We start from the raw sequence: 16,970 nt of genomic DNA on the forward strand, positions 1-16,970 counted from the left end.
CCGGGCGCGGTCCCCCCGCCAGGCCCCCTGGGGAAGGGGGCGCGGGCCGCCTGCGGGGAGTCGCCGAGGTTCTGGGCGATCAGCCCGCGCCGGAAGTCCAGCAGCGGCCGCCCGGCGGCGGAGGGGGCGATCAGGGCCGCGGCCCGGCCCAGCGCCATCCGGGCCTCGTCGGCCCGGTCGCGTACGCCCAACAAGGTGGAGGCGTAGGCGAGATAGCCCCGTTCGCAGGCCGCGGCCCCGCGTTCCTCGTCGGTGCCGGCCACCGCCTCGGCGGCCCGCAGCGCCTCCTCCGCGTCGGCCCAGCCCTTCTCGGTGTAGAGGCAGCGCTCGATGAGCAGCGCGGCCCGTTCGAGTGCGGCCGCCGGTTCGGTCGCGTGCGGCGCGAGCAGCGCGGCCGCGTCCGTCCAGCAACCTCGGGAGCGGAGACGCCATATGGCCGTCTCCACGGGAGTCTCCTTGCCGTAGGCGAGGGACGGATCTTCGCCACCCCTTGATTCGGAACCAGACATGGCGGTATCCGCCACATTGCCCTCCCCGAGCGCGCCATTGAGCTGTTGAGTAGGACGGCATCTCAGCACGAACGGGAGCACCCGGCCAAGGGGTCGGGTGAAAAATTTCACAAACTCGGGCCGCGGCGGAGACCCCCTCCCCGCCCCGCTCCGACCGCGCGGCGGACCGCCTGCCGGCCCGTGATCAAGCCGCTGATCAGGCCCGGGTCCGGTCCGCGGGACCCGATGCCGAAGGCCCGCCGGGGGCCCGGACGCCACCCCTCCGGACTCGCCCGAAGGAGTGAAGCGTCAGGGCCCGGGACGGGCCTCGGGGTGTTCGATCCGGGTCACCCGCCCGGGTTCCCCGCTCAGCTCATGCGCAGCGCGAGGAAGAAGTCGAGCTTGTCCTCCAGACGGGAGAGGTCACGGCCGGTGAGCTGCTCGATCCGGCCCACCCGGTAGCGCAGCGTGTTCACGTGCAGGTGGAGGCGGGTCGCGCAGCGGGTCCAGGAGCCGTCGCAGTCCAGGAAGGCCTCCAGGGTCGGGATGAGTTCCGCCCGGTGGCGCCGGTCGTAGTCGCGCAGCGGGTCCAGCAGCCGGGCCGTGAAGGCGCGCCGGACGTCGTCCGGGACGAACGGCAGCAGCAGCACGTGCGAGGCCAGCTCGTGGTGCCCCGCGGCGCAGACCCGGCCCGGACGGGCGGCGGCCACCCGGCGGGCGTGCCGGGCCTCCTCCAGGGCCCCGCGCAGGCCCTCCGCCGAGTGCACGGCGGCGCTGACGCCCAGCGTGAGGCGCCCGTCGTCCGCGAGGCCCGAGGAGAGCGGAGCCCGTACGGAGGCGAGCAGCACGTCCGCGTGCAGGCCGAGAGCGGGGGCCGGGCCCTCGTCCTCGCTCTCCGGCAGCGGGCCCGCGGCGAGCGGGACCAGGGCGATCGCCTCGTCGCCGCTGTGCGCGACCGCGATCCGGTCGGCCGACTCGGCGCCGATGGCCGCCGGGTCGACGAGGACCTCCTCCAGGAGCGCCTGAGCGACCGGCCCGGTGTCCACGGGGGTCTGACCGGCCTCCTGCTCCCACTCCACGCGGGCGACGACCACCTGCCAGTGCGGGGCCGTGCCGAGCCCGGGCAGCAGCACCGGGGCGGCGACCCGCAGCCGGGCCGCGATCTCGGCGGGCGCGGCGCCCGTCTGGACCAGCTCCAGGACCTCCTGGGCGAGCCGGCGCCGCACGGTGCGGGCCGCGTCGCGGCGGTCCCGCTCGACGGCGATCAGCTGGGTCACGCCCTGGAGCAGGTCGAGCCGGGCGGCGGGCCAGTCCCCGGCGTCGGCCTCGACGGCGAGCAGCCAGTCGGACAGGACCGTCTCGCGCACGTCCCGGGACGCGGGCGCGGCGCCCCGTCCGGTGTTGCGGATCGGGAAGAGCGAGTACGTGGACCCGGCGACGCCCAGCCGGTGCGGGCCGCGCCGGCCGGTCCGGGTGGCGGCCAGGTGCTCACCGGCGAGCGTGGCCGCGAGCCCGCCCTCCAGGGGCTCTCCGGCCCCCGCGATCTGGCGGCCGGTGGGGGAGAGGACCCAGGCCCGGAGGTCGAGGTCGGAGCCGAGGAGGTCGAGGACGACCTCGGGTCCGCCGCCCGCGGGGCCGGAGGTCATGAGCCGCCGGTGCCGGTCGACGACGGCCGCCAGGTCGCCGGCCCGCTCCCCGGAGACCTGTCGAACAACGTGCTCGGTGATCGTCGCGAACGCAACGGACTCGTTCACAGCGAACAGCGGGAGCCGATGGCGCAAACACGCCTCTACGAGATCGTCGGGGATGTCGCCGAGCTCGGCCTCGCCCGCGGCCAGGGCGGCCACCCCGGCCGAGGCCAGGATCCGGACGAAGGGCTCGGCGTCGGCCGGGTCCGTCCGCCAGGCGAGGCCGGTGAGCACCAGCTCTCCGCCGGAGAGGTACCGGCTGGGGTCCTTGAGGTCCGTCGTCATGACGCCTCGGACGGTTCGGTCCAGCTCGTCGTCGCCGCCGAGCAGGCGCAGCCCGAGCGCGTCGTTCTCCAGCAGTGCGCGCAGCCGCATCGTGTCGCCGCCGTTCCTTCGTTCGGTGATGGTGGGTGTCGCGTTGTCGACGGTGGGGTGGTGCCACCGTTTCCAGGGGAAAACGGCGAGGTTACTGTTCCCCGCCTTTCGTTCGAATCTACAAGACGACGACGGGCACCAGCCAACTCCTTCATGTTTTCGGTGACTGCACCCGGGCGAGTGTGGCTTGTGTACTAGGCCACACACCGCGTGAACAGCACATGAACACGTCGAGGGCCGGCCGTCCCCCCGGACCCAGTAGCTCGACCCCCGATCACCAGAATCACTAGAAGAGAGCCACCATGGACTTCCTTCGCCCCGCCAGCTGGGAGGAGGCGCTCGCCGCCAAGGCCGAGCACCCCACGGCCGTGCCCATCGCCGGTGGTACCGACGTCATGGTCGAGATCAACTTCGACCACCGGCGCCCCGAGTACCTCCTGGACCTGAACCGTATCGAGCTGCTGCGCGAGTGGGAGGTCGGCGAGGAGAGCGTGCGCCTCGGCGCCTCCGTCCCGTACACGCAGATCATGGAGAACCTGCGCGCAGAGCTCCCGGGTCTGGCGCTGGCCTCGCACACGGTCGCCTCCCCGCAGATCCGCAACCGCGGCGGCGTCGGCGGCAACCTCGGCACCGCGTCGCCCGCCGGCGACGCGCACCCGGCCCTGCTCGCCGCGGGCGCCGAGGTCGAGGTCGAGTCCGTGCGCGGCAGCCGTCTCATCCCGATCGACGAGTTCTACACGGGCGTGAAGCGCAACGCGCTCCAGCCCGACGAGCTCATCAAGACCGTCCACGTCAAGAAGGCGGACGGTCCCCAGCAGTACTCCAAGGTCGGCACCCGCAACGCGATGGTCATCGCCGTCTGCGCCTTCGGCCTGGCCCTGCACCCGGAGACCCGGACCGTGCGCACCGGCATCGGCTCCGCCGCGCCGACCCCCATCCGCGCCAAGGAGGCCGAGGCCTTCCTGAACGCGGCCCTGGAGGAGGGCGGCTTCTGGGACAACGGCAAGATCATCACGCCGTCGATCGCCAAGCAGTTCGCCGACCTCTGCTCGGCCGCCGCCAACCCGATCGACGACGTCCGCGGCACCGCCAAGTACCGGCGCCACGCCGTCGGCATCATGGCTCGCCGCCAGCTCGGCTGGACCTGGGAGCAGTACCGCGGCGCCGGCCGCACGCTTGAGGGAGCTGCATAACCATGCGCGTCAATTTCACGGTCAACGGTCGTCCGCAGGAAGCCGACGACGTCTGGGAGGGCGAGTCCCTCCTCTACGTTCTGCGTGAGCGCCTGGGCCTGCCCGGCTCCAAGAACGCGTGCGAGCAGGGCGAGTGCGGTTCCTGCACCGTCCGTCTCGACGGCGTGCCGGTCTGCTCGTGTCTGGTCGCCGCCGGTCAGGTCGAGGGCCGCGAGGTCGTCACGGTCGAGGGCCTCGCGGAGTTCGCCAAGGAGCGCGAGGCGCACGGCGGCTGCGCGACCGGTGCCTGTGGCACCTCGGTCGACGCCGCCAAGAAGTGGCAGGCCAAGCCCCAGGACTCGCAGACCGGCGAGGGTGTCGAACTCTCTCCGATCCAGCAGGCGTTCATCGACGCGGGCGCCGTCCAGTGCGGCTTCTGCACCCCCGGTCTGCTCGTCGCGGCCGACGAGATGCTGGAGCGCAACCCGTCCCCGACGGACGCGGACATCCGCGAGGCGCTCTCCGGCAACCTCTGCCGCTGCACCGGTTACGAGAAGATCCTCGACGCGGTCCGCCTCGCGGCCGCGCGCCAGGAGCGTCAGGGAGAGGCGGTCTGACGATGGCTCAGAACACACGCACGACTCCGGTGGGCACGCCCACCGACGTCACCCAGAACCATGTCAAGGGCGGCATCGGCGAGTCCACGCTCCGCCCGGACGGCACCCTCAAGGTCACCGGTGAGTTCGCGTACTCCTCGGACATGTGGCACGAGGACATGCTGTGGGGCCAGATCCTGCGCTCCACCGTCGCGCACGCCGAGATCGTGTCCATCGACATCTCCGAGGCCCTCGCGATGGACGGCGTCTACGCCGTCCTGACCCACGAGGACCTGCCCGCCGCGAAGAACTACGGCATGGAGTTCCAGGACACCCCGGTCCTGGCCTACGGCAAGGTCCGTCACCACGGTGAGCCGGTCGCCCTCGTGGGCGCCGACCACCCGGAGACCGCCCGCCGCGCCGCCGCGAAGATCAAGATCGAGTACCGCGAGCTCCCGCTCATCACGGACGAGGCCTCCGCCCTCGCCCCGGACGCGATCCTGGTCCACGAGAACCGCGACGACCACCACTCCGGTCACGTCCCGCACCCGAACATCGTGCACCGCCAGCCGATCATCCGCGGCAACGCCGACGAGGCCGCCAAGCGCGCCGACGTCATCGTCAAGGGCGAGTACACCTTCGGCATGCAGGACCAGGCCTTCCTCGGCCCCGAGTCCGGCCTCGCCGTGCCGGCCGAGGACGGCGGCGTCGACCTGTACGTCGCCACCCAGTGGCTGCACTCGGACCTCAAGCAGATCGCCCCCTGCCTCGGCCTGCCCGAGGAGAAGATCCGCATGACGATGGCGGGTGTCGGCGGCGCGTTCGGCGGCCGCGAGGACATCTCCATGCAGATCCTCGCCTCCATCCTCGCCCTGCGCACCGGCAAGCCGGTCAAGATGGTCTACAACCGGTTCGAGTCCTTCTTCGGGCACGTCCACCGGCACCCGGCGAAGCTCTACTACGAGCACGGCGCCACCAAGGACGGCAAGCTCACGCACATGAAGTGCAAGATCGTGCTCGACGGCGGCGCGTACGCGTCGTCCACGGCCTCGGTCGTCGGCAACGCCTCCTCCCTCTCGGTCGGCCCGTACGTCATCGAGGACGTGGAGATCGAGGCGATCGGCCTCTACACCAACAACCCGCCCTGCGGCGCCATGCGCGGCTTCGGCGCGGTCCAGGCCTGCTTCGCCTACGAGGCGCAGATGGACAAGCTCGCGGCCAAGCTGGGCATGGACCCGGTGGAGCTGCGCCAGCTCAACGCCATGGAGCAGGGCACGATCATGCCGACCGGCCAGGTCGTGGACTCGCCGGCCCCGGTCGCCGAGCTCCTCCGCCGGGTCAAGGCCCGTCCGCTGCCGCCGGAGCGCCAGTGGGAGACCGCCGGCGAGAGCGCGGACGTCCGCGCGCTGCCGGGCGGCCTGTCCAACACCACGCACGGCGAGGGTGTCGTGCGGGGCGTCGGCTACGCGGTCGGCATCAAGAACGTCGGCTTCTCCGAGGGCTTCGACGACTACTCGACCGCCAAGATCCGCATCGAGGTCATCAACGGCGAGGCCGTCGCCACGGTCCACACCGCCATGGCGGAGGTCGGCCAGGGCGGCGTCACGATCCACGCGCAGATCGCCCGTACCGAGCTCGGTGTCCAGCAGGTCACCATCCACCCCGCGGACACGCAGGTGGGCTCGGCCGGTTCGACCTCCGCGGGCCGCCAGACGTACATGACCGGTGGCGCCATCAAGAACTCCTGCGAGATCGTCCGCGAGAAGGTCCTGGAGATCGGCCGGCGCAAGTTCGGCTCGTACCACCCGGCGTGGGCCAACGCCGAACTCCTCCTGGAGGGCGGCAAGGTCGTCACCGACGGCGGCGAGGCCCTCGCCACCATCGCGGACGTCCTGGAGGACCAGGCCGTGGAGGTCGAGGAGGAGTGGAGGCACCGTCCCACCCAGGCCTTCGACCTCGTCACCGGCCAGGGCGACGGCCACGTCCAGTACGCCTTCGCCGCGCACCGCGCGGTGGTGGAGGTGGACACCGAGCTCGGCCTCGTCAAGGTCATCGAGCTGGCCTGCGCGCAGGACGTCGGCAAGGCGGTCAACCCGCTCTCCGTGGTCGGCCAGATCCAGGGTGGCACCACCCAGGGCCTGGGCGTCGCGGTGATGGAGGAGATCATCGTCGACCCGAAGACCGCGAAGGTGCGCAACCCCTCCTTCACGGACTACCTGATCCCGACCATCCTCGACACGCCGACCATCCCGGTCGACTACCTCGAGCTGGCCGACCCCAACGCGCCGTACGGCGTCCGGGGCATCGGAGAGGCCCCGACCCTGTCGTCCACCCCGGCCGTCCTCGCGGCGATCCGGGCGGCGACGGGCCTGGAGCTCAACAAGACGCCGGTCCGCCCCGAGGCGCTCACCGGCACCCTCTAGGACTCTCCGGGCGGTGTGTGCCTCCCAGGAACGTCACACTTCCACCGCCCGCACCGCCCGGAGCACTCCCCCCACCGCAGTACCCGCACCACCGCAGTACCCCCGCAGTACGGCAGTACCTGCATCACGGCAGTACCCCGTTCGTCTCGGGCCGTCCCCCGGGTCGTGCAGCCAACGAAATATCCCAAATCCCGCGGCTTTTTCACGTCAGAGCTCCGAAGTCTGATGCGGGTGCCCCTTTGAACCTTGGGAGTAGGCCCCATGACCCAGTCGTCTGTGGAGCCCAAGACCGCCGCTGAGGACGCGGGCTCCGGCTCGCGCACCCCCGCCGGGCGCTCTTGGCTCGACCGGTACTTTCACATCTCGGAGAGAGGATCCACCGTCGCGACGGAGATCCGCGGCGGCGTCACCACCTTCATGGCGATGGCGTACATTCTCCTGCTCAACCCGATCCTCCTGGGCGGCCCGGACGTCGACAAGCACGTCCTCGCCGGCTCCGCCGTCATCACGGCGACCGCCTTCGCGGCGGCGGTGACCACTCTGCTGATGGGCTTCGTCGGCAAGGTCCCGCTCGTCCTCGCGGCGGGACTCAGCGTCTCCGGTGTGCTCGCGACCCAGGTCGTGCCCCAGATGACATGGCCGCAGGCCATGGGCATGTGCGTCGTCTACGGTGTGGTGATCTGCCTCCTGGTGGTCACCGGTCTCCGCGAGATGATCATGAACGCGATCCCGCTGCCGCTCAAGCACGGCATCACCATCGGCATCGGCCTCTTCATCGCGCTGATCGGCTTCAACAAGGCCGGCTTCGTGGGCGCGGGACCGCAGTTCGGCCCGCCCATCACCATGGGCTCCGGCGGCGAGCTCGTCGGCTGGCCCGTCCTGATCTTCGCGGTCACCCTGCTCGCGATCTTCGCCCTCCAGGCCCGCAAGATCCCCGGCGCGATCCTCATCGGCATCGTCGGCGGCACCGTCATCTCCCTGATCGTCAACGCCGTCGCGGACGTCCCGGCCAAGGGTCCGGGCGCGTGGGCCAACGGCGCCCCCGAGCTGAAGGGCAGCGCGGTCTCCCCGCCCGACTTCTCGCTCTTCGGCGACGTGTCCTTCGGCGGCTGGGGCGACGTCGGCTACATCACCGTCGGCGTCATCGTCTTCACCCTGGTCCTCGCCGGCTTCTTCGACGCCATGGCCACCATCATCGGCGTCGGCACCGAGGCCAACCTCGCGGACGACAAGGGCCGGATGCCCGGCCTGTCCAAGGCGCTGTTCATCGACGGCGCGGGCGGCGCGATCGGCGGCGTCTCCGGCGCCTCCGGCCAGACCGTGTTCGTCGAGTCCGCCACCGGCGTCGGCGAGGGTGCCCGTACCGGCTTCTCCTCGGTCATCACCGGCCTGTTCTTCGCGGCCGCCATCTTCTTCACGCCGATCACCCAGATCGTGCCCCGTGAGGTCGGCTCCGCGGCCCTGGTCGTCATCGGCGCGATGATGATGATGAACGCCAAGCACGTGAACTGGGGCGACAGCTCCGTCGCCATCCCGGTCTTCCTGACCGTCGTCCTGATGCCGTTCACCTACAGCATCACCCCGGGCGTCGCGGCCGGCGTCATCGCCTTCACCGTCATCAAGGTGGCGCAGGGCAAGGCGCGCGAGGTCGGAGCGTTCATGTGGGCCCTGACCGCGATCTTCATCGTGTTCTTCGCCCTCCACCCGATCGAGAGCTGGCTGGGCGTCAGCTGACGCCCGACGACCACCCTCCGTACACACCCAAGGAGACCGACATGCTGGACATCGCCGAAGAGCTGCACCGGTGGGTCGAGCAGGGACGCGTGTTCGCCGTCGCCACCGTGGTGGCGGTCGGCGGCAGCGCGCCCCGGCAGCCGGGAGCCGCTCTCGCCGTCGACAGCGAGGGCACGGCGATCGGATCGGTCTCCGGCGGGTGTGTGGAGGGTGCGGTCTACGACCTGTGCGTCCAGGCCCTCGAAGACGGCAGGACCGTCGTCGAGACCTTCGGCTACAGCGACGAGGACGCCTTCGCGGTCGGTCTGACCTGCGGCGGCATCATCGACATCCTCGTCACCCCGGTCCGCGGCGGGGTCTTCCCCGCCGCGCTCTCGGCCGCCGCGACCGGAGAGGCCGCGGCCCTGGCCCGGATCGTCGGGGGACCGGACGAGCTGATGGGCCAGGCCCTCCTCGTCCACCCCGACGGTTCGTACGAGGGGAAGCTCGGCGGCCACCCCGAGCTGGACCGCACCGCGGCCGGCGAGGCCCGGGCGATGCTCGACGCGGGCCGCACCGGCACCGTGGAGATCGGCGAGGACGGCAGCCGCTGCGGACAGCCGCTGACCCTCCTGGTCGAGTCCTCCGTCCCCGCCCCCCGCATGATCGTATTCGGCGCCATCGACTTCGCCGCCGCGCTCGTCCGGGTCGGCAAGTTCCTCGGCTACCACGTCACCGTCTGCGACGCGCGGCCCGTCTTCGCGACGCCCGCCCGGTTCCCCGAGGCCGACGAGATCGTCGTGGACTGGCCCCACCGCTACCTGGAGTCGACCGAGGTCGACGGCCGGACCGTGCTCTGTGTCCTCACCCACGACGCCAAGTTCGACGTCCCCCTCCTCCAGGTCGCCCTGAAGCTTCCCGTCGCCTACGTCGGCGCGATGGGCTCCCGCCGCACCCACGTGGACCGCAACGAGCGCCTCCGCGAGGTCGGCGTCACCGAACTCGAACTGGCCCGCCTGCGCTCCCCGATCGGCCTCGACCTCGGCGCGCGCACCCCCGAGGAGACCGCCCTGTCGATCGGCGCCGAGATCGTCGCCAACCGCCGCGGCGGCACCGGCCTCTCCCTCACGGGCGCCCACACCCCGATCCACCACGACGGCCCCCGCGCACCGCACGGGCGCATAGGCTCCGTCGCCTAGCTCCGTCGCCCCTTTTCGTCGCCGGGCTCCGGAGCCCGCCGGCCCGCCCCGCTGCCGCTCAGTGCGCCGCCCTGTCCCGTACGGTCGACGCCCACGCCGGCTGCTCCTCGACGGCCTCCGTCTCGGTCCGCCGCCCGCCCCGGGCGAAGAAGTCCGCGAGCGGCAGGATCGCCGCGCCGACGGTCACCGCGTCGGGGCCCAGGGTCCCCAGGCCGATGGCGACCCGGGCCGCCGGGTACGTCAGCGCGTACCGCATCGCGTACCCCTTCACCGTCTCCAGGAAGCGGGCGCCGAGCTGGAGGCCCGCCCAGCCGCCGACGAGGATGCGCTCGGGCTGGAAGAGGTTGATGAGATCGGCGAAGCCGGCTCCCAGGTACTCGGCGGTCTCCTCCAGGACCTCCAGGACCGTCGCGTCGGGCGCCGCCTCCGGGTCCGCCGGGTAGGCCGCCGTCAGCATCGCCGTCAGCGCCGTCTCCTCGTCCGCGCCCGCCGGCGGCTCCCCGCCCGCCTCGCGCCACCGGTCCAGGAGCGCCTCGGCGCCCGCGTACGCCTCCAGGCAGCCCTGGGCGCCGCAGCGGCAGCGGCGGCCCCGGACCCGTACCGTCAGATGGCCCCACTCGACGGCCCGGCCGGGCCCCATCGGGTCGGTGACCACGCAGGCGCCGACACCGGAGCCGAACAGGACGACCACCGCGCTGCGCGCGCCCCGGCCGGCGCCGAACCACATCTCCGCCTGGCCCAGGGTCTTGGCGCCGTTGTCGATCCAGTACGGCACCGAGGCCGGGAGGTCCACGCTCGCGCGGAGCAGCCGCTCCAGCGGGACCGCGTCCCAGCCGATCGTCTGGCCGTGCACGACCGCGCCCTCCTCGGCGGTGCGGGCGACGATGCCGGGCACGCCGACGCCGACGCCGAGCAGGCGCTCGGCGGAGACCTCCGCCGTCCGCAGGACCTCCGCGATGCCCTCCCGGACGTGGTCCACGACGACCCCGACCTCGTACCGCTCGTGCGGGGTGGCACCGTCCACCGCCAAGGGGCGTTCGGTGCGGGCGAGTTCGGTCAGGGTGAGGTCGAACAGCTCGACGCGGACCCGGGTCTCGCCGACGTCCACACCGATCATGCAGCCGCTGCCGGGGGTGACCCGCAGCAGCGTACGGGGGCGTCCGCCGGCCGAGTCGACGCTGCCCGCCTCCTCCACGAGGCCCTCCGCGACGAGTTCGGCGACCACGTTGCTGACGGAGCCGGAGCTCAGTCCGGTGGCGGGACCCAGCGAGAAGCGGCTCAGGGGGCCGTCGAAGTACAGGCGCTGCAGGACGGCGGTGCGGTTCTCGCGTCGCAGGTCACGCACGGTGCGGCCGTTCCGCATGGTCACTTGGCCCCCAGGTGAAGTAGTCCTGATCGCAAGATACCGCTGCCGGGACCTTCGGCGCCCCTTCTCTTTTTGTTTGAGTCACGACCTGAAATAAGCGCCCGGAGAGATGCGTCCGCCTTCACCTCCCGAACGCGGCGGGTGGTCCGCGCCGCACGGCTCCGGCGGGGGCGCTCAGGCCCTGCGGAGTCCGCTCAGCAGCAGCTCGGCCAGCTGCTCGTACGCCTCGGCGTCGGCCAGTCCGGTCGCCGCGGCGACCTGGCGGCGCTGGATGCGGACCATCACCGAGGAGATGACGTCGGCCGCGAACGTCACGTGCACCTCGCGGAACACCCCGGCCCGCACGCCCTCCTCGATGAGCTGCTGCACCCGGCCGGCCGCCGCCCGCGTGTTGCGCTCGTAGACCTCCGCCGCCGGCTCGAAGGCGGCGACGTCGTCGAAGAACTGCGGCGAGACCGGTGCCAGCTCGGCCGAGACCGCCCGCAGGTAGGCGGCGAGGCGCTCGGCCGGATCCGTCGCGGCGGCGAGGACCGCCTCGACCCGGGCCGTGGCGCGCCGGAAGAAGTGCACGACCGCCGCCCGGACCAGCTGCTCCTTGCTGCCGGCCAGGCCGTAGAGCGTCCGCTTCGAGCAGCGCAGGCGCGCGGCGAGGTCGTCGAGGGTCAGCCGGGCGAAGCCCTCGCCGACCAGGAGGGCGACGAGGTCCTCGAAGAGGGCTGCGCGGCGCGCCGCTCCGCGGCCCGTCAGCTGGGGGGCGTCGGCGGCGGAGGTCTCGATCACCCCGCCAGTATTCCAGGCCGTGCTTCCGGGGGATTACGGCGGCACCCTTCTGCGCTACGCTAACCGGTACTGCAGTACCTGCCCCAGTACCACTTTGCGCGCCGCTGGAGTCGCCATGGATGTCGACCGCCTGCTTCCCACCCCCGAGGCAGCGGACCTCATCGCCCTCACCCGGGAGATCGCCGACAAGGAGCTCTCTCCTCGGGTGGACGAGCACGAGGCCGCCGAGACCTACCCCGAGGGTCTCTTCACGACCCTGGGCGAGGCCGGGCTCCTCGGCCTCCCGTACCCCGAGGAGTTCGGCGGCGGAGGCCAGCCCTACGAGGTCTACCTCCAGGTCCTGGAGGAGCTGGCCGCGCGCTGGGCCGCCGTCGCCGTCGCCACCAGCGTCCACACCCTGGCCTGCCACCCGCTCCACACCTTCGGCACTCAGGAGCAGAAGGAGCGCTGGCTGCCCGCGATGCTGGAGGGCCGCGCCATCGGCGGCTACAGCCTCTCCGAGCCCCAGGCCGGCTCCGACGCCGCCGCCCTCACCTGCAAGGCCGAGCGCCAGGCGGACGGCGGCGGCTACCGGGTCACCGGCACCAAGGCGTGGATCACCCACGGCGGCAGGGCCGACTTCTACGCCCTGTTCGCCCGCACCGCCCCCGGCGGCCACGGCGTCTCCTGCTTCCTCGCCCCCGGCGCCACCGAGGGCCTGAGCTTCGGCGCGCCCGAACGCAAGATGGGCCTCCAGGCGGTGCCGACGACGGCCGCGTACTGGGACGGCGCCCTGATCGAGGAGGACCGGCTCGTCGGCGACGAGGGCCAGGGCCTCCAGATCGCCTTCAGCGCCCTCGACAGCGGCCGCCTCGGCATCGCCGCCTGCGCCACGGGCCTGGCCCAGGCGGCCCTGGACGCCGCCGTGGCGTACGCCAACGAGCGCACCACCTTCGGCCGGCGCATCGTCGACCACCAGGGCCTGGGCTTCCTCCTCGCCGACATGGCCGCCGCCGTCGACGCGGCCCGCGCCACCTACCTGGACGCGGCCCGGCGCCGCGACCTGGGCCGCCCCTTCAGCCGGCAGGCGAGCGCGGCCAAGCTCATCGCGACCGACACGGCCATGAAGGTCACCACGGACGCCGTGCAGGTCTTCGGCGGCTACGGCTACACCCGCGACTTCCCGGTCGAGCGCTACATGCGGGAGGCGAAGATCATGCAGATCTTCGAGGGCACGAACCAGATCCAGCGGCTCGTCATCAGCAGGGGGCTCGCGCGATAGACGGGCTCCCGGCAGGAGGGCGCCGCCGTCCGGTCGACGGCGCCGTCCCGCCGACGGGCGCCGTCCCGCCCCGGACTCGGACCGTCCGTTCCGGCGGCTCGCGCACGGCCACGCGCACCGCACCGCCGCGAAGGAACCCCCGCGCACCCCGTGGACGGACAACAGGACCAGAATCTTCGGGCAGAGCGACTTCCTGTATGTCCACGAGAGGTCCGGGAGGGCCCATGGCTGACCTGATCGCGTTCCTCCGCGCGCGGCTCGACGGCGACGAGCGGACCGCCCGCGCGGCTCACCGGCCCGGCCGGCCGGGCGACGGGGGCCGGGGCATCGCGGACGGCGGCCGGACGGGCGAGGCCCCGAACGCGGCCGTCGCGGCCCACATCGCCCGCCACGACCCCGCCCGGGTGCTCGCCGAGGTCCACGCCAAGCGGCAGCTGCTCGAAGCCTCCGCCGCCGCCTGCCCGCCCGCGTGCGGCATCGACGGCGAGCACTCGTTCGGCAGGTCGTGCGCGCTCGGGTGGATGGGGCCGGTCGAGGAGGCCGACGGCGGGCGCTGGATCCACGACGACACCGGCGCGAGGTTCGCCGCCCCGCCCGTCACGACGGAGTGGACCCTCCGGGTCCTGGCTCTGCCGTACAGCGGCCATCCCGACTACCGCGACGAATGGCGGCCGTAGCTCAGGCCGCCAGCCCCTGCCCGGCCTGCGTCGCCTCGGCCCACGCCGCCACGAGGACCTGGTAGATCCGCTGCTCGTCGGCCGTCAGCGGGCGGCGCTGCTCGCCGGCGCGGGCCCACAGGGTGCGGATGGCGTTGTTCAGGGCGTCGGGGCTCGGGGTCTCTCTGTGCGCGTCGGACATGACGTCAAGGCTAGAGCCCCGGTCGGACAGAGCGTGCACGCGGGCGACGTGGGTTCCGCCACGCCGCCGCGGCGGGGCGGGGGGAGGAGACCGCCGGTGTCCCCCTCCTGCCCCGTAACGGCCGGGCGCGGTGGGCGTTCGTCCGCTCAATGCCAACCGCCGGACCCGCCGGAGTGTCCTCCGCCACCTCCGCCCTGTGCGAGGGTGTACAGGAACAGCCCCAGCACGATCAGTGCGAGCAGGACGGTCCAGACCGTGCCCGGGAGATCGCCGGAACTCGGGCGCCGCGGCGGTACGCCGCCCTGGTTTCCGGTGTCGCGCTCGTCGTCGCTCATTCCCCACCCCCGTCCCTCTGCATGGCACTGCGCCACGCGGCCGGTGTCAAGCCTTCCGCCGGAACGGCCGCGAGCAGGGCCGTCGCCGTCGCCGCCGTCAGGGCGGCCGGGAGCGACCACGCCGCCAGGGGGCCCGCCGCAGCGGCCCCCAGCGCGAAGCCGGTGATCTTGAGGCTGGCGCCGGTGGTGAAGACCTGACCGCGCAGACCCTCCGGCGCCTCCCGGTGCCGCACCTCGAACAGGGCGGTGAGCTGCGGTCCTTCACCGAGCCCCGAGACGAGGAACGCGGCCACCAGGACCGCGGGCTCACCCGTCAGGGCGAGGGCGGGGGCGAGGGCCTGGACCAGCGCCCCGGCCCGTACGAGGGCGTCGGGCGAGAGGCGCGGCGGGAAGCGGGCGAGCAGGGCGTTGACGGCGAGCGCGGAGACCGCCGCGCAGGACAGGAGCGCCGCGCCGCGCCCCGCTCCGCCCAGGATCCGTTCGCCCAGGAGCGGGACGCAGGCCGTCAGCATGCCCTGGGCGACGCAGGAGACGACGGAGGTACAGGTCGCCCGGGCCAGCCTCCGGTTCCGGAGGAGCGTGCGTGCCCCGGCGGCGAGGGCGTCGAGGATCCCCCGGGACGTCCCGGCGCCCCGGGCCCGCCGGGGCAGGAGCCAGGCCGCGGGGGCCGCCGCGGCGACGAGGGCCGCCGCGAGCACCACGGCCGTGGGCGCCCCCAGCGTCTCCGTCGCCGCGCCCGCGAGGACCGGGCCCGCCAGGGCCGCCGCGCCGAACGTCAGGGTGTCGAGGGCGTTCGCCCGGGACAGCCGGTCCCGCGCCGCCACCGCGGGCAGCTGGGCGGACCAGCCGCCCGAGAGGGCCGGCCCGACCAGGCCCGTCAGGACCGCCGTCGCCAGGGTGACGGCGAACGGAAGGTGTCCGAGTCCCCCGAGCACGAGCGCGAGGCCCCCGGCGTACAGGCCGAGCGCTCCGGCCAGCAGGCGGCCCGGTCGTGCCGCCCCGTCCAGGAGCGCCCCGAGCAACGGTCCGCCGAGCGCGGCGGAGAGGCTGGTGCCCGCGAGGAGGGCAGAGGCCTCGGAGGTGGATCCGGCGACCGCGAATCCGGCGAGGAGCAGCGCCGGTCCCGCCGCCTCGTCCCCGGTACGGGCCACCAGGGCTCCGGTCAGATACGTGTGGGTCCGCATCCGGAGGACCGTACGGAGGTAACTCAAAACTCCGCAAGATGCGTTACATTCCCTGGATGTCCGCCACCGATCGCGACTGGTCCACCCGCCACTCCGTCCTGACGACGGCCCGCCGCACCGCGGCCCTCCTCAACGCGCTCGCGGTCGACCGGCCCGACCCGGCCGCCGTGGCCGCCGTGCTCGTGGAGTACGGGGAGGCCGGCCCCCTCACGCTCGACCCGGGGGAGGTCGCCGGGATGCGCGCCGCGGCCGCCCCGGTGCGCGAGGTCTTCGCCGCCGCGAGCGCCGACGAGGCCGCCGCCGTCCTCAACCGGCTCCTGCGCGAGCACACCGGGCCGCTCCGGCTCACCTCGCACGGCGGCACCGCGCCCTGGCACGCCCACGTCGACCGCGACGACGACGCGCCCTGGGCCGACTGGCTGCTCGCCTCGTCCTGCATGGCGCTCGCCGTCCTCGTCTGGGACCGGCAGCGCCCGCCCGGCGGTACCTGCGCCTCCGGCAGCTGCCGGAACGTCTTCGTCGCCCAGGGCAGCGGGCCGGAGCGCCGCTACTGCTCCCGCCGCTGCGCCACGCGTGAGCGCGTCGCGGCCCACCGGGACCGGCACTCCGCCGGAGGCCCGGACGGCCCGGCGGGGGACGGAGGCGGGGGAGGCCCGGCGGGGGACGGGGGTCCGTGAAGCCCGGCGGGGGACGGAGGCCCGGGCGGTCGCGTGCGGGACGGAGCTTCGGGCGGCCGCGTGCGGGACGGGCGTTCAGGCGGCACCGCGCACGACCCCGCGCGAGCCCGTGGCCGCCCTCCTGAGGAGGGCGGCGATCTCGGCCAGGCCGTGGCGTTCGGCGTGGTGGAGTGCCGTGCGGCCGTGCGGGTCGGGGATCTCGGGGTCCGCGCCCGCCGCCAGGAGCAGCGCGACCACGTCCTGGTGGGCGCGCGCGCCCGAGCCGAGGATCACTGCCTCCAGGAGCGCCGTCCAGCCGAGCCGGTTGACGTGGTCGACGTCGATCGCCGTCTCCCGGAGCACCGCGCGGACGTACGGCACGTGGCCGCGTTCCGCCGCGGGGATGAGCGCGGTGCCGCCGTAGCGGTTGGTCAGCCGGAGGTCGGGGCCCGCCGGGAGCAGGGCCCGCATCATGGCGACGCCGCCCGTGACGCCGGTGACCAGCCACGGGCTGTCGTCCCGGTCGTCCCGGGCGTTCGGGTCGGCGCCCGCGGCGAGCAGCTCCCGCGCGGCGGGGACGTGGTCGCGCAGCGCGGCCCGCAGCAGCGGGGTGCGGCGGTGCCGGTCCCGGACGTCGACGCGGGCGCCCGCGTCGAGGGCCGCGCGGACGGCGACGGTGTCACCGCGCGCGGCGGCCGCCAGGAGGGCGTGATCGAGCGGGTTCATGGCGGGTTTCCTCGTACGCGGGCGCAGGCCCGGGGGCCTACTTGCCGAGGGAGGTGACGCCGGCCTGGGCGAACTTCTCGTCGAGGTCGCCCGAGGGGGCGCCCGCGACGCCGATGCCCGCGATCGGGGCGCCCTTGGCGGTGACCGGGG

At 73.6% G+C, this 16,970-nt stretch carries 15 protein-coding genes and 2 pseudogenes; 8 read left to right on the top strand and 9 right to left on the bottom strand.

The genetic code is table 11. The features are described from left to right. Nucleotides 1–509: pseudogene (locus tag ACFV2S_RS37365) on the bottom strand (hypothetical protein); the annotation flags it as partial. Between the two features lie 347 nt (nt 510–856). Next, a complete protein-coding gene (locus tag ACFV2S_RS37370; protein ID WP_385570679.1) occupies nt 857–2,551 on the bottom strand; it encodes a PucR family transcriptional regulator in 1,695 nt (564 codons plus the stop codon). Between the two features lie 302 nt (nt 2,552–2,853). Between ACFV2S_RS37370 and ACFV2S_RS37375 the strand changes: the two genes are divergently transcribed. The 5 genes from ACFV2S_RS37375 (at nt 2,854) to ACFV2S_RS37395 (ending at nt 9,654) form a co-directional block, all read left to right on the top strand. Continuing rightward, nucleotides 2,854–3,744 (top strand): FAD binding domain-containing protein, encoded by an 891-nt coding sequence (locus ACFV2S_RS37375; RefSeq protein ID WP_383784965.1) that lies wholly within the window; start codon nt 2,854–2,856, stop codon nt 3,742–3,744. Between the two features lie 2 nt (nt 3,745–3,746). Next, nucleotides 3,747–4,340, top strand: coding sequence for a (2Fe-2S)-binding protein (locus ACFV2S_RS37380; protein ID WP_383784968.1), 594 nt, complete (start codon nt 3,747–3,749; stop codon nt 4,338–4,340). A 2-nt stretch (nt 4,341–4,342) separates the two neighbouring features. Next, on the top strand, nt 4,343–6,742 hold the full coding sequence (pucD, locus tag ACFV2S_RS37385; RefSeq protein WP_385570683.1) for a xanthine dehydrogenase subunit D: 2,400 nt from the start codon (nt 4,343–4,345) through the stop codon (nt 6,740–6,742). Nucleotides 6,743–7,003: 261 nt separating this feature from the next. Next, the gene (locus ACFV2S_RS37390) at nt 7,004–8,476 is read left to right on the top strand and encodes an NCS2 family permease (protein ID WP_385570686.1); all 1,473 of its coding nucleotides are present in this window, start codon (nt 7,004–7,006) and stop codon (nt 8,474–8,476) included. 41 nt (nt 8,477–8,517) lie between these two features. Then, complete coding sequence (locus tag ACFV2S_RS37395; RefSeq protein ID WP_385570689.1) at nt 8,518–9,654, top strand: XdhC family protein; 1,137 nt, start codon at nt 8,518–8,520, stop codon at nt 9,652–9,654. 58 nt (nt 9,655–9,712) lie between these two features. Here the strand turns inward: ACFV2S_RS37395 and ACFV2S_RS37400 are convergent, their stop codons facing one another. Both ACFV2S_RS37400 and ACFV2S_RS37405 read right to left on the bottom strand, forming a co-directional pair. Further along, on the bottom strand, nt 9,713–11,023 hold the full coding sequence (locus ACFV2S_RS37400) for an ROK family protein (protein ID WP_385570691.1): 1,311 nt from the start codon (nt 11,021–11,023) through the stop codon (nt 9,713–9,715). 171 nt (nt 11,024–11,194) lie between these two features. Then, nucleotides 11,195–11,800: a TetR/AcrR family transcriptional regulator gene (locus ACFV2S_RS37405; protein WP_329856972.1), complete on the bottom strand. Its 606-nt coding sequence runs from the start codon at nt 11,798–11,800 to the stop codon at nt 11,195–11,197. Between the two features lie 115 nt (nt 11,801–11,915). Between ACFV2S_RS37405 and ACFV2S_RS37410 the strand changes: the two genes are divergently transcribed. Together ACFV2S_RS37410 and ACFV2S_RS37415 are read left to right on the top strand one after the other, a co-directional pair. Continuing rightward, nucleotides 11,916–13,061 (top strand): acyl-CoA dehydrogenase family protein, encoded by a 1,146-nt coding sequence (locus tag ACFV2S_RS37410; protein ID WP_385570694.1) that lies wholly within the window; start codon nt 11,916–11,918, stop codon nt 13,059–13,061. Nucleotides 13,062–13,285: 224 nt separating this feature from the next. Next, a complete protein-coding gene (locus ACFV2S_RS37415; protein ID WP_385570697.1) occupies nt 13,286–13,738 on the top strand; it encodes a DUF6221 family protein in 453 nt (150 codons plus the stop codon). 1 nt (nt 13,739) lies between these two features. Here ACFV2S_RS37415 and ACFV2S_RS37420 read toward each other — a convergent pair whose 3' ends face one another. The 3 genes from ACFV2S_RS37420 to ACFV2S_RS37430 form a co-directional block, all read right to left on the bottom strand. Continuing rightward, nucleotides 13,740–13,919 (bottom strand): hypothetical protein, encoded by a 180-nt coding sequence (locus ACFV2S_RS37420; RefSeq protein WP_383784991.1) that lies wholly within the window; start codon nt 13,917–13,919, stop codon nt 13,740–13,742. Between the two features lie 146 nt (nt 13,920–14,065). Further along, nucleotides 14,066–14,254, bottom strand: coding sequence for a hypothetical protein (locus ACFV2S_RS37425; protein WP_385570700.1), 189 nt, complete (start codon nt 14,252–14,254; stop codon nt 14,066–14,068). Beyond that, a complete protein-coding gene (locus ACFV2S_RS37430) occupies nt 14,251–15,438 on the bottom strand; it encodes an MFS transporter (protein ID WP_385570703.1) in 1,188 nt (395 codons plus the stop codon). The genes ACFV2S_RS37425 and ACFV2S_RS37430 overlap by 4 nt, the downstream gene beginning before the upstream one ends. Nucleotides 15,439–15,494: 56 nt before the next feature. Here ACFV2S_RS37430 and ACFV2S_RS37435 point away from each other — a divergent pair, with 56 nt between their 5' ends. After that, on the top strand, nt 15,495–16,115 hold the full coding sequence (locus ACFV2S_RS37435) for a CGNR zinc finger domain-containing protein (protein WP_385570706.1): 621 nt from the start codon (nt 15,495–15,497) through the stop codon (nt 16,113–16,115). 75 nt (nt 16,116–16,190) lie between these two features. Here ACFV2S_RS37435 and ACFV2S_RS37440 read toward each other — a convergent pair whose 3' ends face one another. Both ACFV2S_RS37440 and ACFV2S_RS37445 read right to left on the bottom strand, forming a co-directional pair. Next, nucleotides 16,191–16,820: an ankyrin repeat domain-containing protein gene (locus tag ACFV2S_RS37440; RefSeq protein WP_385570709.1), complete on the bottom strand. Its 630-nt coding sequence runs from the start codon at nt 16,818–16,820 to the stop codon at nt 16,191–16,193. Between the two features lie 37 nt (nt 16,821–16,857). Beyond that, nucleotides 16,858–16,970 (bottom strand): annotated as a pseudogene (locus tag ACFV2S_RS37445) (heme-binding protein); the annotation flags it as partial.

Source organism: Streptomyces sp. NPDC059695, assembly GCF_042733785.1.
GTDB lineage: Bacteria > Actinomycetota > Actinomycetes > Streptomycetales > Streptomycetaceae > Streptomyces.

Bases quoted from the DNA above. Each gene is read 5' to 3' on its own strand.
- ACFV2S_RS37370 (WP_385570679.1), bottom strand. From the start codon at position 2,551: ATGCGGCTGCGCGCACTGCTGGAGAACGACGCGCTCGGGCTGCGCCTG.
- ACFV2S_RS37375 (WP_383784965.1), top strand. From the start codon at position 2,854: ATGGACTTCCTTCGCCCCGCCAGCTGGGAGGAGGCGCTCGCCGCCAAG.
- ACFV2S_RS37380 (WP_383784968.1), top strand. From the start codon at position 3,747: ATGCGCGTCAATTTCACGGTCAACGGTCGTCCGCAGGAAGCCGACGAC.
- pucD (WP_385570683.1), top strand. From the start codon at position 4,343: ATGGCTCAGAACACACGCACGACTCCGGTGGGCACGCCCACCGACGTC.
- ACFV2S_RS37390 (WP_385570686.1), top strand. From the start codon at position 7,004: ATGACCCAGTCGTCTGTGGAGCCCAAGACCGCCGCTGAGGACGCGGGC.
- ACFV2S_RS37395 (WP_385570689.1), top strand. From the start codon at position 8,518: ATGCTGGACATCGCCGAAGAGCTGCACCGGTGGGTCGAGCAGGGACGC.
- ACFV2S_RS37410 (WP_385570694.1), top strand. From the start codon at position 11,916: ATGGATGTCGACCGCCTGCTTCCCACCCCCGAGGCAGCGGACCTCATC.
- ACFV2S_RS37415 (WP_385570697.1), top strand. From the start codon at position 13,286: ATGGCTGACCTGATCGCGTTCCTCCGCGCGCGGCTCGACGGCGACGAG.
- ACFV2S_RS37420 (WP_383784991.1), bottom strand. From the start codon at position 13,919: ATGTCCGACGCGCACAGAGAGACCCCGAGCCCCGACGCCCTGAACAAC.
- ACFV2S_RS37425 (WP_385570700.1), bottom strand. From the start codon at position 14,254: ATGAGCGACGACGAGCGCGACACCGGAAACCAGGGCGGCGTACCGCCG.
- ACFV2S_RS37430 (WP_385570703.1), bottom strand. From the start codon at position 15,438: ATGCGGACCCACACGTATCTGACCGGAGCCCTGGTGGCCCGTACCGGG.
- ACFV2S_RS37435 (WP_385570706.1), top strand. From the start codon at position 15,495: ATGTCCGCCACCGATCGCGACTGGTCCACCCGCCACTCCGTCCTGACG.
- ACFV2S_RS37440 (WP_385570709.1), bottom strand. From the start codon at position 16,820: ATGAACCCGCTCGATCACGCCCTCCTGGCGGCCGCCGCGCGCGGTGAC.